Annotated in this window: 14 protein-coding genes; 7 read left to right on the forward strand and 7 right to left on the reverse strand. The window is 44.1% G+C overall.

What is annotated here, in order from left to right; genetic code table 11:
- Window positions 1–45: 45 nt before the first annotated feature.
- Both cysQ and B9N89_RS15815 read right to left on the reverse strand, forming a co-directional pair.
- Window positions 46–786, reverse strand: coding sequence for a 3'(2'),5'-bisphosphate nucleotidase CysQ (gene cysQ, locus B9N89_RS15810; RefSeq protein WP_132319995.1), 741 nt, complete (start codon window positions 784–786; stop codon window positions 46–48).
- The gene (locus tag B9N89_RS15815) at window positions 783–1,202 is read right to left on the reverse strand and encodes a GatB/YqeY domain-containing protein (protein WP_132319993.1); all 420 of its coding nucleotides are present in this window, start codon (window positions 1,200–1,202) and stop codon (window positions 783–785) included. Before B9N89_RS15815 ends, cysQ begins: the two co-directional genes overlap by 4 nt.
- Window positions 1,203–1,441: 239 nt before the next feature.
- Here B9N89_RS15815 and rpmG point away from each other — a divergent pair, with 239 nt between their 5' ends.
- Together rpmG and B9N89_RS15825 are read left to right on the forward strand one after the other, a co-directional pair.
- On the forward strand, window positions 1,442–1,609 hold the full coding sequence (gene rpmG, locus B9N89_RS15820; protein ID WP_132319991.1) for a 50S ribosomal protein L33: 168 nt from the start codon (window positions 1,442–1,444) through the stop codon (window positions 1,607–1,609).
- 78 nt (window positions 1,610–1,687) lie between these two features.
- The gene (locus B9N89_RS15825) at window positions 1,688–2,293 is read left to right on the forward strand and encodes a DUF924 family protein (RefSeq protein ID WP_132319989.1); all 606 of its coding nucleotides are present in this window, start codon (window positions 1,688–1,690) and stop codon (window positions 2,291–2,293) included.
- 15 nt (window positions 2,294–2,308) lie between these two features.
- Here B9N89_RS15825 and B9N89_RS15830 read toward each other — a convergent pair whose 3' ends face one another.
- The 3 genes from B9N89_RS15830 to B9N89_RS15840 all read right to left on the reverse strand — a co-directional run bounded on the left by B9N89_RS15830 (window position 2,309) and on the right by B9N89_RS15840 (window position 8,284).
- Window positions 2,309–3,232 carry a CE1 family esterase gene (locus tag B9N89_RS15830; RefSeq protein WP_159455411.1) on the reverse strand — a complete coding sequence of 308 codons (924 nt, stop codon included), beginning with the start codon at window positions 3,230–3,232 and terminating at the stop codon, window positions 2,309–2,311.
- 141 nt (window positions 3,233–3,373) lie between these two features.
- Window positions 3,374–6,454, reverse strand: coding sequence for an FG-GAP-like repeat-containing protein (locus B9N89_RS15835; RefSeq protein ID WP_132319985.1), 3,081 nt, complete (start codon window positions 6,452–6,454; stop codon window positions 3,374–3,376).
- A 486-nt stretch (window positions 6,455–6,940) separates the two neighbouring features.
- A complete protein-coding gene (locus B9N89_RS15840; RefSeq protein ID WP_200820729.1) occupies window positions 6,941–8,284 on the reverse strand; it encodes a collagen-like protein in 1,344 nt (447 codons plus the stop codon).
- 133 nt (window positions 8,285–8,417) lie between these two features.
- On the opposite strand from B9N89_RS15840, the gene B9N89_RS31380 reads away from it, so the two are divergent.
- The gene (locus B9N89_RS31380) at window positions 8,418–8,594 is read left to right on the forward strand and encodes a hypothetical protein (RefSeq protein ID WP_159455412.1); all 177 of its coding nucleotides are present in this window, start codon (window positions 8,418–8,420) and stop codon (window positions 8,592–8,594) included.
- Window positions 8,595–9,155: 561 nt separating this feature from the next.
- On the opposite strand, the gene B9N89_RS15845 is transcribed toward B9N89_RS31380, so the two are convergent.
- A complete protein-coding gene (locus B9N89_RS15845) occupies window positions 9,156–9,509 on the reverse strand; it encodes a hypothetical protein (protein ID WP_132319983.1) in 354 nt (117 codons plus the stop codon).
- 239 nt (window positions 9,510–9,748) lie between these two features.
- Between B9N89_RS15845 and B9N89_RS15850 the strand changes: the two genes are divergently transcribed.
- Together B9N89_RS15850 and B9N89_RS15855 are read left to right on the forward strand one after the other, a co-directional pair.
- The gene (locus tag B9N89_RS15850; protein WP_132319981.1) at window positions 9,749–11,176 is read left to right on the forward strand and encodes a hypothetical protein; all 1,428 of its coding nucleotides are present in this window, start codon (window positions 9,749–9,751) and stop codon (window positions 11,174–11,176) included.
- A gap of 12 nt (window positions 11,177–11,188) precedes the next feature.
- On the forward strand, window positions 11,189–11,890 hold the full coding sequence (locus tag B9N89_RS15855; RefSeq protein WP_132319979.1) for a hypothetical protein: 702 nt from the start codon (window positions 11,189–11,191) through the stop codon (window positions 11,888–11,890).
- Window positions 11,891–12,102: 212 nt separating this feature from the next.
- Here the strand turns inward: B9N89_RS15855 and B9N89_RS15860 are convergent, their stop codons facing one another.
- A complete protein-coding gene (locus tag B9N89_RS15860; RefSeq protein ID WP_132319977.1) occupies window positions 12,103–12,900 on the reverse strand; it encodes a hypothetical protein in 798 nt (265 codons plus the stop codon).
- A gap of 491 nt (window positions 12,901–13,391) precedes the next feature.
- On the opposite strand from B9N89_RS15860, the gene B9N89_RS15865 reads away from it, so the two are divergent.
- Both B9N89_RS15865 and B9N89_RS15870 read left to right on the forward strand, forming a co-directional pair.
- Window positions 13,392–14,141 carry a hypothetical protein gene (locus tag B9N89_RS15865; RefSeq protein ID WP_132319975.1) on the forward strand — a complete coding sequence of 250 codons (750 nt, stop codon included), beginning with the start codon at window positions 13,392–13,394 and terminating at the stop codon, window positions 14,139–14,141.
- Between the two features lie 160 nt (window positions 14,142–14,301).
- On the forward strand, window positions 14,302–15,126 hold the full coding sequence (locus B9N89_RS15870; RefSeq protein ID WP_132319973.1) for a hypothetical protein: 825 nt from the start codon (window positions 14,302–14,304) through the stop codon (window positions 15,124–15,126).

Genomic DNA, 15,126 nt, shown 5'->3' on the forward strand with positions numbered 1-15,126 from the left:
TCAGTTCTATTATGACGAAATGTGCCTGCTAGTACAAACTGGTATCTATACCCAAGTAATTCCTGGCTTCGCCGCGATAAAATTGGAGTTTAAAATGGGTAAAGTCCCATACCGCAAGGGCTTCCCCGTTTCCAGATCGATCACCTGGCAACCAGCGGCTTCAGCTACAGCTTGCCCTGCCGCAGTATCCCATTCGGATGTGGGACTGAGCCTAGGATAGATGTCAATCACTCCTTCTGCCAACAAGCAAAACTTAAGAGACGAGCCAATTGCCTCTTTCACTTCAATCTGATTGCGAATAAAAAAGGCATCCACCTCATCACCCTTATGGAAATGACTGATGGCTCCAATCATCTCTGGGTTGACAGGGCTTGTATGAATTTTTGCCCCGTTTTTAAAGGCCCCCCCCTGATAGGCACTATAGACGTCATCACTCACGGGAGCATAGACCACCCCGACCGTAGCCACTCCCTCTTCGATCAAGGCAATATTAACCGTAAAATGGTCAGTACCACGGATAAAGTCTTTGGTTCCATCTAGGGGATCGACCAGCCAAAATCGAGATGCTTGTGGGGGATAGAGACCTGGATCAAAACTCTCTTCGCTAACAATAGGAAAGTCCGAGATTTTTGTTAGTTGCTCAATAATGATTTGGTGGGCTGCAAGATCAGCAGATGTCACCGGTGAACCATCGGCTTTGCCCTGAATTTGCTCTTCAGAGATGGGGTAGAATCTCATAATCTCTTGGCCAGCCCGCAATGCAATCGCTTCAAGGGTCTCCCTCATTCACCGAGCCTCTTCTTAAGGGCTGTGCTGATGAGCTTGCCATCAGCCTTCTGACCAAATTGCTTCATGAGAGACTTCATTAAAACACCGAACTGCCGCTCTTCTGTATCTGCAAAGAGCTTGTCAATCGCCGCTTCAACCTCTCTAGCCCCAACTTTAGCTGGCAGATAGAGGGCGACCAGCGCGACCTCTTTTTGAATATCATTGCGGCGATCTCCCTCTGGATAGTCATCGAGGGACTTCACTAAACGCTTGTGGTAAGAGCTCAGAACTTTGAGGGCCATCTGATCATCGCCCTCGGCGTTTGGTGCTGTATTGGCGTAGTTAAACTCGCTTAGGACCATTCTTAGTACTTGTGTTTTAAACTTGTCCTTAGCTTTCATGGCGTCCTTTAAATCGCCTTTGATTTGTTCCATTAGCGACAATTTCACAATCTCCGAACAAAATTAAATAAAAACGGTGACGTATATGATCAATGTACCACCTCCGGGGTATAAAGGAAAACCAATCTGCTTAAGCTTTAGAGAATTTAAGAAAAAGAGCTTGAAAGCAACCGTTAGGTGCTGATAATGTGCTGCGTTCCAGGGCTCATATGCCTTTCTCGCGTTTATACAATACAGCAGATAAGCTGAACTCATAATGGTTGGGAGCTAGCATGGCAAAAGGTAAGAATAACAGAGAACTCATCCGATTGGTTTCCTCTGCAGGAACAGGATACTTCTACACAACTTCTAAGAAGCGCGCTCGTGAGAAGCTGCAACTCAAGAAGTATGACCCAAAAGTCAAGAAGCACGTCCTATTCAAGGAAGCAAAAATTAAGTAATTTTTGTTCCAGGATGATGTTAGAAATGCGAAGCGGTTTACGCTTCGCTTTTTTTATACTTAAACTTCAGGAGGCCCCATGAGCTTGGAACCACTCGCCCAAAGCATTCTCGATTTTTGGTTTGGCCCCTTGGATCAGGGCCAGGTAGCTGCCGAGAAATCGAAGGCTTGGTTCACCAAGGACGCGAAATTCGATAAGCTCATCCAGCAGAAGTTTGGATCATACCTAGACATCGCCTTCATGGGTGCCCTGGATCGCTGGACGCTGAACCCCGAAGGGCGCACGGCACTGATCGTGCTGTTGGACCAGTTTCCAAGGAATATTCATCGCAACTCGCACATGGCCTGGCATTTTGATAAAAAATCCTTAGCTCTCAGTTTGGAGAGCATCGCATCGGAAGACTATTTAAGAGTCCCTACTGTGTACGGTTATTTCACGCTGATGCCGACGATGCATGCTGAAGATCTTAAGGTGCAAAACCTAGGAATCGAAAGTTTTGAAAAGTTACGAAATCGAAGCACTGAGCCGACCCGCCCCATGATCGAAAGTGCAATTAGCTATGCAATCAAGCACCGGGATATCATCGAGCGCTTTGGTCGCTTTCCGCACCGCAACCAGCTTTTGGAGCGGGAGAGCACAGAAGAGGAGTTGGCATTCTTGCAAGGACCCGGCTCATCTTTTTAGAGTCGGAATCATAGATTATTTCTGGTATCCAACAAACTCCAAGGCCTTGCGGATCACATTGCGCCCGATAAAAACTGGGGCGTGATCTGCTCCATTAATGCTCCATAAACCGACTTTGGTGTCGTCTGCACATTGACTATAGATCACTTCATCAGTTTCCGCCTTAAAGCTTAGCTCGAAAAGATTGCCATCAATACTGATGTTACCGTTTTCGTCGCTTCCTGGCTCTGCCGTTAAAAGGAGTAAGTTCTGTGCTAGCAGATTTTCTTGAACCTGCTGGCACTGGTTGCGATCAGCCCAACGCTGCGCCGTGTCTGGAGCTGCCGGATAATCCTTGCCCTCAGCATCGTATGGAACAATTGAATCATCGACACCGTGAATCTGAAGCACGTTGATCGGAGTCTCCGTTAGACACTGGTCTGCGGAGGCGAAGGTTGACCCAGCAACACTCACGATGCCTTTGATCAAACCATTGGTATCACAGGCCAAACGATAGGACATAAAGCCACCATTGGAGTGCCCCATCACAAAGACTTGGTCTGCGTTAATGCTGTAGCTTGCCTTCACCTCCTCAATCAGGCCTACTAAGTACCTAGAATCATTAATATCTGAATCAGGGTTGTCGGCACAACATTCAGCAGTTGCATTCCAAACCTTCTGGCCATCACTTAGGCGGTCTGTGCCATTTGGCAAGAGTAAAGCATAGCCAAGTTGATCTTGGTTGCGAGATAGTCCGAGGTATAAATCTGTAAGGCTGGCACTGTTTCCTCGCCCATGCAGTAGAACAACCAGTGGATATTGCTTCGATTCCTTGTAAAATCGGGGCAATTTTAGCTCAGCAGGGCGGTCCGCAGGCCCTACAGTTTTCGTCTGCTTGAACACGCCAAAGCAAAGGGTCGACACCATCATTGCCGGCACAAAAGTTAGTAATAACTTCATGAAAGACTCCATCTTTTGGTTAGGAGAGACTATTGACGCGGCATTTTTAGGAGAATTTCATGACAATTTCAATGGAATTATTGGAAGCCGGCCTACTCAGTAGATATTGTTTAAGATTCTAACGTTGCAGCGCTAATGCGGTTATTGGATTGATATCCGGTAGAGCTGATTTGCTGGCAGTTTTTCATTGATTTCAATGGCTTCCCGACCAGGAATGGACAGGACGATCTTCTGAATTTGCTCATCCTCTCCGAGACCGAAATAGGCGATCGGGGCATCAAAGGATTGGTAGCCTCCCCCGGCTTTGATCTCTCGGAGGTAGGTTCTGCCACTTCCAGTAGTGATTTGAATCTTGCTATGCAAGCCATAGTAGTTTCCTGTTTTTTGATTGACCATCACCGCCAAGCGATTGTTGTTATTCAAACGGTTTTCATACAATCTCACCGGGCCTACAGCACTATTGGCAATAATATCGAGGTCGCCATCATGATCAAAATCGATATAGGAAAAAGAAAACATTCCAAAGTCATCCACCATGCCCCAAGAGAACTGCCGTTGCTCAAACCCCTTGCCCTCTTGGTTATGAAGTAAGACATTGAACCCAAACTGTCCTTCCCGAACCGCACCTTCTGCATTGAAAATGTCTAGCCAACCATCGTTATCCAGATCAGCAATCTTCATGCTCCACGTCCAGCCACCAGGGTGAGCCACTGGCATCGCCCGAAAACTGCCGTGACCATCCCCTAGATAGATGTGCGCCTTGTCTTCTTGAGCCATATACTGTTGAAACAAGTCTCGGGCTAAGGGCGCTTTGCGAGCCTTATGCAAATCGCAAACTTCACGGATAGTTTGATCAAAGCCAAACTTTTCCTGGCAGTTGTCCACGGGCTGATTGCTTGTCACAATCATCCACATCACAGCCAGCAAGCAGTCCTCCCGATCGGCCGACTCCTTGATTTTGCTACATTCTGCAACATCAAGCTTTGGCTTCTGCTTCAAGTTTATACGTTTATTAAGCTTACGATCTGCCAAACAACGCTGGCGAAAGCCAGCTTCTTGGATCGACTCGCACCAAGACTCATCGTTCTTGAATATAGAGTAGTCTTTGTATGGAACCCCATCGATCTCTCGTTGATCAGCTAGGAACTTAGCCGTTTCGATGGTGCCGCTAGATACGTAATCCATAGTCCCATCGTTGTTGAGGTCTCCCGAGTCGATACTCATGGAGAAAAACGGAGACTTCATCTTAGCCATCGCATCTCTAGACGCCAGTGCCAGGCCTCCTGATTTTCCAAAGTAGAGATAATCGGGAACCGTGAAATCGTTGTTCACGTAGATATCAAGCCAACCGTCTTGATTAAAATCACTTACTAAGGATGCCATGGATTCTCCATCCACTTGATCAAGGGGAGCTTCCTGGTACCGGTCGCCGTGATTGAATGTGATGCTATTTTGCCTACCAGGGCCGTAGTGATGAAAGCCTGTGACAATGCCAAGAGCCATGTTTGCATTATAGATATCGGGAAAGCCGTTGCGATCAAAGTCACCAAAGCTCGGGCTAACTGTTAAAATACCCTTGTTGTTAGGAACCGGCTCAAGTTCAGAACTAAACACTCCGTTCTTATTGTATATAACAAAGTTTCCCTTGAGATAGGTGGTAAAGAAGAGATCCAGCCAACCGTCGTTATTCCAATCTATGAAAGCGACTGAGTAAACTCGATAGCGACTGGTCTTTACTGTAAGCAGGACCTTTTCAAACAAACCCCCTACATTGCGATACAGCTTGATGCCGGTGTCGCTACCGAAGGCGACATCTTGCCAACCATCGCCGTTGAAGTCCCCAGACCCTGTGCCTCGACCGATCCAAAATGGATCGGGATAATCGCGGATGCCATATGCGAATCCCTCTCGCAGACCGAAAAACTGCCCTTCGGATCGCGCGAAACGCCCCTCTTGATTAGTCTTCACTTGAAAAGGCGCACCTTCGACGATAACATTACCCTTCTGCCAGACACTTTGAAATATTAGGGGCTTTGCTGGCTCTTGCTCCTCAACCAGGATCTCGTCTTCTTCCATCACTACGGCCTCTGGAGCCCCACGCATTGTTTTGTAGGCCTCAATATTGGGCTCTAGGTAGAACACCCGATGGAGCTGATCCCCCGTAAGACCAAGTGCCACTGCCATCAAGAAAATCACAGCGCTAAGACCAGTAGCCCATTGCTTGGAAGCACTTTGCCAGGTAATCATAAAAGAATAGGAACTATAAATGCCGAGGGTACAGAGTAGAATCAACGTTAGATTGGGAGCCATGCCAGCAGTAAAAAGAGCATTCACCAAAATGATATCGAAGGCTACTGGTACCGGTAAAAATAGCCCCACAGCGGCAACCAACAATACGACTCCAATGCCGCCTCCAGCCATGATGGTATCAAGAGATACAAGGTGCGAGACAACAGAGCCGAGAAAACCCGCCACCAACATCAAGGGCACCGTGCGCACGATGATAAATTTGATATTCCGAAAGATGTCTTTTAGAAAACCAAAAATGGCCTCGCCATATGGCTCACGATGCTTCACATCACAGTTTTGACCAAGGTTCACATCTTCTTTTTCAAGCTTGAGCCAGTCTTTTAGCTGGTGATCCGCACCTAGCAGCGTAGAGATTAGGGGCACTCCAGCAAAGATCACGATCAGAACAAACAAGGTTTTCGTAACAGCCATATAAAACGGGAAAAGGCTAAACAGCATAGTGAGCACCACCATATTCATGGTGGGCGAGCTGATCATCATTGCAAAGGCAAGTTCCGCCTGTTTTGATTGAAGGACTCCTTTAAATACCGGCGCTGCGCAATTTACACAAACCCCCAATGGCGATCCCAGCAAAAACCCATAAAAGGTTTTGAGCATCTTGTTCCCCTTCTGCCGAAACTGAAGGTAGTTAAAGAGAGTTAGAAATAGACCGCCAATGATCACTCCAAAGGTCATCCCCTTCTTATTGTCATTGGCCCAATTCACTGTGGTGTAGGCAATTTTTTTCCACATCGGAAACTCATCTTTAACCTCAAGGATGGGAAATGCCGCAATCGTATCAGCTACAGACGCCGACTCAGCCATCATCGCTTTTTGATTCAAGGCAGGATAGCGAGACCCTGTCCAAAAACTTATGGTGATAAAGGAAATCAGAAGGGCCACAAACGCGAAACGCTTGGGATAGAGAATCATGAAGCTCTCCGAATACAAAGGTATACTGTCCTAGGATAACGGAGATTTTTAATGGATGGATGGGCAAGGATTGCCATCAGTCACGAAAAAGACCCACCTCGAAACCGTCAAGATGGGTCCACACGAACCATTCATATCGAAAAGTCAAGAGATTGACTCATGATCTGAGGATCATGTCATCGCTTACTTCAATGGGATACGGGAGGCCTGGCTTTTGGCCTGGCCTCTTTGTTTGGATGGTTCTTGGGGTGATTTATTGCAAAGGAAATTTTTTTGACTAGAAATTTGATTCTATCTGCTTGCGAGGGCCATTTTTAAAAAAATTTGTTCAAGATTCATAAAGCCTACCCATTATCTTTGAAAACTAGATAGAAATTTGTCTGGCTAATTCCTGGCTATCCGGAGGCGCGTCTTTGGTTACTAGACACTTAGGAGGGAGTCGTTCTACCTCCCTTTAGAGAGGCAGAAATAGTTAAAAATGGACAGTTAATTTACGCTCAATGGATGGAATTCATTCATTAGAAAATCAGCCGACATAGAGCTATTCTCAAATTCTATGCGGTTACCATCCCCCAAGCAAATTGCTTTAAGATCTGTGATTTCAGCTATCAGATCTACTGAATTTAAGCGGTCGCCACGTGGTACAAGGCTCAGATTATTTCTTCCTTGCTTAACTGAGGATAGATCTTTTGTGTGATATACGATGTTTTTGGGACCAGCTGCCCTTGCAGTGTAAACTAAGAATTTACAGGTTTCGAGATTTCCTCCATCGACTTCACTATCAAAGCCTAAATCAAAAGACGTAATTTTCCCCGAATCATCTAGAATAGGTACAAGACTTGAAAATCTAAGGTGCTTCCGGGCAGATACGTTAACCCTGCTCTCTTCAACTACCGTTTCGTCGGGACTTTGCCCTGTAGCTGTAGCAACCAAATGAATATGAAAAATTGTAATTTTGCAAGATAGTCGATCTCCTGATTCAATAGTCCCACTTTCGATTGGGAATGATACCTTCCATTGCTCGCCTTTCCGATCCCACTTCAGGACTTGAGCATCAGTGGACTCTCCATTCCTAACTAATCGTACCCCTACCGGCCTATATAATAGTAAACTATCATTTGATAAAATATCTGCTTGACAAGTAAATAGGGAGCTTGCCTCTCCAATTTTATTTCCAGGCATACTGTTGCTTAAAAGTCGGACGTTGGCTATCTCTGTAAAGTAAGATGCATCGCCCTTTTCTCCTTTGTCACCCTTATCTCCTTGGTCGCCCTTTTCTCCTTGGTCACCCTTATCTCCTTGGTCGCCCTTATCTCCTTGGTCGCCCTTATCTCCTTGGTCGCCCTTATCTCCTTGGTCGCCCTTATCTCCTTGGTCGCCCTTATCTCCTTGGTCGCCCTTTTCTCCTTGGTCGCCCTTTTCTCCTTGGTCACCCTTATCTCCTTGGTCGCCCTTTTCTCCTTGGTCGCCCTTTTCTCCTTGTTCGCCCTTAAGAATGGAGAGAGGAATAGTTTCATTACCACATCTAATTACTGATTCTTCGTCAACTTCAACAATCGTACAGCTACTACCGTCTTCACCCTTCAGATCTCTGATAGCCAAGGAATTGTTGCCACATTGAATCACTTGCTTGTCCTCAACAAGCTCACAGGAATCCCCTTTCTCACCTTGAAATGACTTTAACGACAAAGTGTTATTTTGACAGATAATATCCGTTTCAGTCAGGACACAGCTCTCTCCACTAACACCGTCTTTCCCTTCACCTCCCCCTCCACAAGCACTAAAGACTAGAGCCATTGTCAACAAATGAAGTGCAGATATAGATCTCATATTCAAAGGTTCTTTTGATTTGTTATACTCAGGTTTGAAAAACATACCATTTACGATATCGGTATTTAGTATCAGTGCAGCCAGATACAGTTACCCCTAAAGCTGGAAATTCTCTGTCAACGAGAAGAATGCTGTGACACCCATGGAGCTGTCGGAGAATTACTCAGACGTGAAGGTCTATACAGTTCTCAAGTATCCGATTCGAAGCGAGAGTTTGATGCTAGCCATTCTAGGGCTTTCTCAACAAAGCTCGGACCAAAGCTGGACCCTGCGGCAGATGCAAAGAAATAAACATCTGAGCTTGAAATGAAAGTAGCTAGACTAGAAAAACAACTCAGTCAAGCCCAATCAGTTATCGATACCCAACAAACTCTCTATGATACTTAGGGTACCGCTCCCTGAAAAGTGAGGCTTAAAAGTGTGTTGCCAATGCGGAAACCCAACCTCCCGGCAATCTCTTGACATAGCTTAAGCCATATTTGCAAGCTCAATTTGAGAGTTCGCTTCTCCAGATAAATTTTCTCTTCTCCCGGGCTCTTTCTAGCTTCAACTTACGGGAGCTTAGCAGTTTATTATCTAGCGATGGTAGGGTAGCTTATCGTATGGCGTGACATAACGTCGATAGTTGTAGTCTTCAATGAACACAGAGATGAAACGCATAGCTTTAGCTAAATCCCTTGGCTGTTTGGCTCTGTTATACGTCTTTTCCGTTCCTTGTGCTAGCACTCGATTTGCAATTACTCTGCGGGTAGTCAGGGCTTATAAAGGCCTGGTCCATTTCCGATAGCTTAATCGGACTTCTTGGGGTGGTTTATTGCAAAGGAAATTTTTTGACTAAAAATTAGATTCAATCTGCTTGAGAGAGCCCTTTTTAAAAAATTTGTTCAAGGTTCATAAAGCCGTCGTTAGCATAAGGCGAAACCTCATCCTCGCCGTTGGAATCTTGGTAAAACCTTATTCGTTCCTCGATTGGCAGATCAGAAATACCTTCTGTCACAGCTATGTACTTTGCATCATAGGCTCTATCGACGCAATCGAGGTACATTTCATCGGCCTTTGAACTCATGATCTGCGCATGAAGATAGCTATTACTTGACACTGATGCTTCACAGAATACAACGTGCCCATTTGGACCAAGGAAGACCTGAGAGCTTTTGTAGACTGACATACAGCTGCTTAGCATGATTGCTGAGAGAATAAGTATAACTAAATTTTCTGTTTTCATGTGGTAACTTTCTTGACATTCATTACGAAACTACAGCTCTTTAGCAGACTTGAAAGAACCATCAAAGCCTTTACTAGGAGTCAGTGACTTCTTTAGCTTCATGAGCTACAAGTTTCGCTCACGATGACTCTAATTTGCAGTCGCACAAACGAAACTTTGCAATATTCCTTGAGCCACTTTCTCTTTCTATCACCGAGTCTCTTGGGAGACGATATCCGTTTCATAAGTATTGCGATTGAATGAAAAAAGTAACAGACACCGTTTTCCTACTAGGCCTTCTCTCATCATGCCAAAGCGACTTCAGCAACAGCTATAACTCTGACGAGATTCTTTGCGGAAAGCTCAATCAGAGAGCAATTTATGTCGAGTCTGAAGCAGGCGACAGACTAGGAAAAGGTGATTTTGATATTACTCTTGATGACTTGTCAATTTCGAAGGGTGCTACCCTTGCTGTGAACCCTAAAGGCTGCATACAGCTAGAATCAAATACAGTCGTGCAGCTGTTCATAAATGATCGCGGTCGAAGCCAAGGAATCACAATCGAAGCGAACCCAGCGTTAAAATCTCCTGACTTGCAGAAAACAACTCTTTCGCCCTTTGGAGATGGAGGCTACGACTTTTGGCAGACGTGTGGGTTTCTCACCAAGCAGCCAAATACTCAATATATAAAAGTAAATTACTCGAAAGAGTCTCCTATCGACTACGGGAAGCTAACTGTAAGAATTGATGACAAAACTTATAAAGATATTTCCCCAAAAGGTTGTATTGGCTATACCACCGAAGATCGGGAGATAGAAATCATTTCGGATGATGGACTTGTAGCCCGCTTTGAAACTAAGGACCTTGAAAACTACGACCTTGCAAAAGTGCCCCTCTGTGCTCCTACTGCTACCCCCTTGGTCAACAGTCTCAAATGTGAGACAACTTCGGAAGAAATCACCCCCAGCTACGAAAGATTTAGAGTTTTGCTTGGCTCCTGCGCAAGAATATCTGCGGAGACACGCAAGTCAGCATCATGTACCGAATACTTTTCCGCCCCTTCCAAATTCACTGACCCTAGCACTGCACTATGTGGCTCACGAGACTCTGAAATCGTTGTCGAGTGGCGCACGGGCCCGTGTGAAAAGAAGATCGAGTCCCTCGATATCAGCGAAGGTTGCGGTGTTATTGAAGAGATTTCAAGAATTGACTACAGCTATTTTGAGCAGCTACAAAGGCCGCGAATCTGTAGCCTTACCAATTCAAATCATACAGCCTTTACCTCAAAAAGTAGTACTAGAGAAAAAGAGTGTTGGGCTAACGAAAGAGTCTGGGAAAATGATTCTTGTACCGAAGCTCTCGATGCAAAAGTAGCCAGAATCGGATCCTGCTACGAAGTATTTGGGGACTCACAAGTTTTATCATGTACCGAATATGAGATCACTGACACATCTTTAGCAAGACACTTGATGGGGCTTGAGTTCACCTGTACCAGAAACAATCGTGGACTTTGGTCCAATGAAGCTTGCCTAGATATTTTTCCACTCGATCAAAATGCCTTTTTAGATAAGGGTTGTCGCGCAAGTAGAAGCCGAGCACAGGTTAAAACAATTCGTTGGCAATATGCGCGAAGGTTTCAACCTATTAATGATATAGCAGACGAGGATCTGCCTGTCTGCAACTACTAAGGAGCTTATTTTATGAAGTCGTTACTAACAGTCACTGGTATTTCGTTGGTTCTAGGTGCTTGCGGCAAATCGGGAGGTGAATCAAGTGACTTGGCAACTATTACTTTGCCAGCTTTTCCCGCGGATTATGACAAGATTGAATTGCTTATGAATGATAGTACCATTGCCACCCTAAGTAGTGGATCTAGTGAAGCTATTGTCGTTCCTGTTGGAACTCATAAGTTTGATGTCAACCTGTATCTTCAGGATAGCTTGATTGCTAGCTCGAAATATACACCTTGTAATGGGCTTTCAAAAGAAATTCTAGCCGGACCTAATAGCCTTGATCTTAAAGCTTGTGCTGAGAATGGCGGTATAATTGAGCCTAGTGATTTGGATGATGGTAACATCAACAATTTAGATGTAAGCATTATTGATGCAGGAAAGTTTATCTTCAAGGCTGGCGACACATTGACCTGTGAACCCAATTTAAATTGGTACTTTAGGGATGTTTATATTGATAGTGAACTTAGGGTCACCTTCGATATAACAATTGATTCAAGAGAAAGCATTACTCTTTACGGAGATCAACTTGAGGGACAAGTTTTTTATCTCGTAGGTGACATATATGAAAATTTTGAATTTCACTATGATTCCGGCGCACTTAAAGGCTTAGCTTTTGATCATTCTGATGCAGTAACAAAAGAACTTCGCAATTGTTCTATAGCACGCTAAGAGAAAAATCGTTAGTCAGAAGTGTCAAGAGCAGCAAGCTTAGCTGCTCCGGCACTTACTATAAAAAATCAATTGAAGAGTTGAGCTCAGGGCCGACAAATCTCTGATGGGAGTAATTGGAACGATCTACATTCTCTACATACCTCGGGTGGAGTCAAGCGAGAGACCCGATATGCCAGGTCTTAGCTAGGGAATGTGTCGAACAAAGCTGATTACTCCACGGACTGGATCAACTTCGTTTTGACCTCATTCAAGTCCAAACCGCTATTAGCGAAAATACGATAGCGAGTAATTCGCTTCACTCTAGAGTATTTCCCACCGGATTCTTCTACTTTTAGCTGGAAACTTCTCAGTACACCATTATGAGCATGTGGTCCCCAGTGATCGTCTTCCCTCGGAATCTCATCATCAGCACCTAAGTTATATCTCCAACATTTCCCATAGTGTTGAGAGACTCCTTTCCAAATGCTAGCACAATTTCTTTCACTAGAATCCCCATCAAAGTCTGAAGCACTCCATCCACGACTAAATTGATTATCAAATACCCCAGCATCACCAAAAACAGCAATAGGATTCGAAAACTTCATCGTAGTTTTGTCGATCGAATCTGCAGTAGCGATCATCACTATCGCGCTTTTGCCTGTAATATCCTCGATAACATCAACGTATGTGGCGGCTCCATCTACTAGGTACAAAATGGGATTGTAGTAATTAGTGTGAAGGGTATTAATCCCCTTCTCTTTAAATCTATCAGCGTACGGTATTTGCCAGAACTTAAGAGTATTTACATACGGATATACTGTGCTATCAATGTTTCCGTGGGTATTCGCAACACTGTTATAAACAACCATCGCACTAAAGTCAGAATTATTAGCTTTCTCTTGCTCCAGCAGTAGAATCTTACTTTTCTGAGAAATCAGTTCTTTCTTTATGTTCTCAATATCGGAGGCTGAACCAACAGCCCCCATTGATAGCAGAGACGCCACAATAACCTTCGATAACAGTCGCAAAAGAAACTCCTTTCAGATTGGCTTTAGTCTAGATGCCTAACCTTGTCTGTGATGATAGTAGCGTTATAATATTTCTTTCAAGTTTGTCTCATAGACGAAAGAACTTAACTTTAATGAACTCCATACCCAGACGATGCTTGGTGGAGAACCTTTGATACTAGCTTTCGAGAGCATCGACAACAACTAAGAGTACTTGTCAGAGCCTTTCGATCATCTGGTTTTGAAGGTTCAAAAACTAAAGCAAGTCAATCATTTCGACCTACATAGCAAATTGGTGCACCAATCCAACGCTACTAAGCGTGCTTTTAATAAAAAAAAATTCAATACAATCTTAAACTTAGTATTAAAATCCATAATTAGTCTATAGCAAGTGCAATTTAAACTATGCATTGGTGTCTTTGGGCTGCCGGTAATTTGTACCGGGCTTAAACGACTTCGAAAACATTCCCTCTCTAGCTAGTAAACTGGGAATTTTCTATACGAGGAAAGAAATGAAAGCTGTGAAGTTATCTACCTTACTCATCGCATTGCCCCTAGGTACATCCACACATGCAACACCGACGAATACTGAATTAGCCCAACAACTAACCCAAATGAAAGCTAAACTAGCCCTCCTTGAGGATCAGATAAACAATGGAAATAGAAGACTTGAGCTTAAGCCTGAAAGAGACGGTCAGGTATTCTCGAAAGTTGCTGTTGATAACATTGATTTAATTACGGTCCACACAAATCCTCGTGCCGACCATGGGTTGAAAGTCATTATAGAATCCCTAGAAGGAGGTCAACAGAATCAAATTCTAACTATTTTTAAGAATCATCGAGGGGGAAGTCTTAAGATTCCTCACAAAGAGACAGAGAGCACAGGTAACTTCGATAACCGGCATAGTGAAGATATTATACTCCAAGGATCCTATCAGCGGTCTGCTCGCTACATTAAGATTGGAAATAGCTGGCAAGCAATTGATGTGCCAGAAATTTATTCCATGAACTTAGAATCTAACCCCGAAACTGGAATAAGCTACACGAGCCATCATGGGAGAACCTCAACTCTTTCTCTACTTGAAAATCCCGGCAATCTTGTAAAGTCAGCCGACGGTATTCTTGCTTTAAAACAGGGACGTCTATATATCAATCTGGAAGATCTGCCTACCCTTTCTTGTATCCTAGCAAGTGACGAGAGTGATGGAATAAAATTGACCCTCTCTGCAACTGATATGGGTAATTCATATGCTCATATTTGAGGAAACGATTCAACTCCCACAATAGCAATCGAGTCGTTCAGCCAAAACTTAGGGGCTCGTACTGTGACAAACTCAGCTGTTGAGGTCATTACACGAGATGCCAAGCCAATCTTAGACTATAAGCGTTTTAAGGTAACTTGTTTTTCGATTTGAGACTTAAATGTTCACTAATGTAGTAGCTATTTATATTTTCTTTTTGCACCTTGTTCTCGCTGGATCATTCTCTAGTTTGAAGGCTGCAGAACTGGTTCTCATTGAAAAAACGATTGCAGATCAAGAATTTTTCAGCAGTGCAGTAGTGGACAATGGTGAAATCATAACAACTTCACATAGCCTAGACAACTGCCCCGATCACTGCAGGAATTTCTCAATCTATCAGTTTGACTCGATCAACAATCGACTAAATCCTATTGAATACCATTTAACTAGTAGTTTCCGGAAAGTAGATGGCAAAGATCTCACAAAGGCAAGCATAACAGTAGTTGGACTTTCAGAGATGCCTCCACCAATTGAGCCTGTATGCCAAGCATTCACTGTGATCCCAGAGAATACAAGCCTCAGATTGAGACAAAATATCAATCGCTTGATCAAAAAAATGCCAGCTTGGGTAAAACCGAACAGATACCTTGATGGGTTGCTGTCAAAATTCACTAAGGAGGTTCTTCCAGCGGGATTGATTCATTGGAAAGAAGTCGATGATTTCAAGGAAACAAGGCAAGTCTATACCCCTATTAGTAACAAAGATAATATATTCCTGGTCCAAAGCTTCCTTCCGAAGGCCTTCAGTCCGGAATATACAAGAATTGGAGGAATGAAAGTTCCTTGCGCTGGATGGCGAGGAAGTTCCGGAGGTGCTTACTTCGATGAAAGCAAACTTAAAGGACTCATAACAGGTGCAACAACTCCACTCACATCTGCACTCAGAAAACATAGCGATTTTGGATATCTTAATTTAGAGAGCATCAACTTCAAGGAGCCTATTTAA

The sequence above is a fragment of the Pseudobacteriovorax antillogorgiicola genome, from assembly GCF_900177345.1.
Taxonomy (GTDB): Bacteria; Bdellovibrionota_B; Oligoflexia; order Oligoflexales; family Oligoflexaceae; genus Pseudobacteriovorax; species Pseudobacteriovorax antillogorgiicola.

Coding starts and splice junctions, on each gene's coding strand:
- B9N89_RS15855 (WP_132319979.1), top strand. CDS start 11,189: ATGAAGTCGTTACTAACAGTCACTGGTATTTCGTTGGTTCTAGGTGCT.
- rpmG (WP_132319991.1), top strand. CDS start 1,442: ATGGCAAAAGGTAAGAATAACAGAGAACTCATCCGATTGGTTTCCTCT.
- B9N89_RS15850 (WP_132319981.1), top strand. CDS start 9,749: ATGAAAAAAGTAACAGACACCGTTTTCCTACTAGGCCTTCTCTCATCA.
- B9N89_RS15830 (WP_159455411.1), bottom strand. CDS start 3,232: ATGAAGTTATTACTAACTTTTGTGCCGGCAATGATGGTGTCGACCCTT.
- B9N89_RS15845 (WP_132319983.1), bottom strand. CDS start 9,509: ATGAAAACAGAAAATTTAGTTATACTTATTCTCTCAGCAATCATGCTA.
- B9N89_RS15825 (WP_132319989.1), top strand. CDS start 1,688: ATGAGCTTGGAACCACTCGCCCAAAGCATTCTCGATTTTTGGTTTGGC.
- B9N89_RS15840 (WP_200820729.1), bottom strand. CDS start 8,284: ATGAGATCTATATCTGCACTTCATTTGTTGACAATGGCTCTAGTCTTT.
- cysQ (WP_132319995.1), bottom strand. CDS start 786: ATGAGGGAGACCCTTGAAGCGATTGCATTGCGGGCTGGCCAAGAGATT.
- B9N89_RS15835 (WP_132319985.1), bottom strand. CDS start 6,454: ATGATTCTCTATCCCAAGCGTTTCGCGTTTGTGGCCCTTCTGATTTCC.
- B9N89_RS15870 (WP_132319973.1), top strand. CDS start 14,302: ATGTTCACTAATGTAGTAGCTATTTATATTTTCTTTTTGCACCTTGTT.
- B9N89_RS15815 (WP_132319993.1), bottom strand. CDS start 1,202: ATGGAACAAATCAAAGGCGATTTAAAGGACGCCATGAAAGCTAAGGAC.
- B9N89_RS15865 (WP_132319975.1), top strand. CDS start 13,392: ATGAAAGCTGTGAAGTTATCTACCTTACTCATCGCATTGCCCCTAGGT.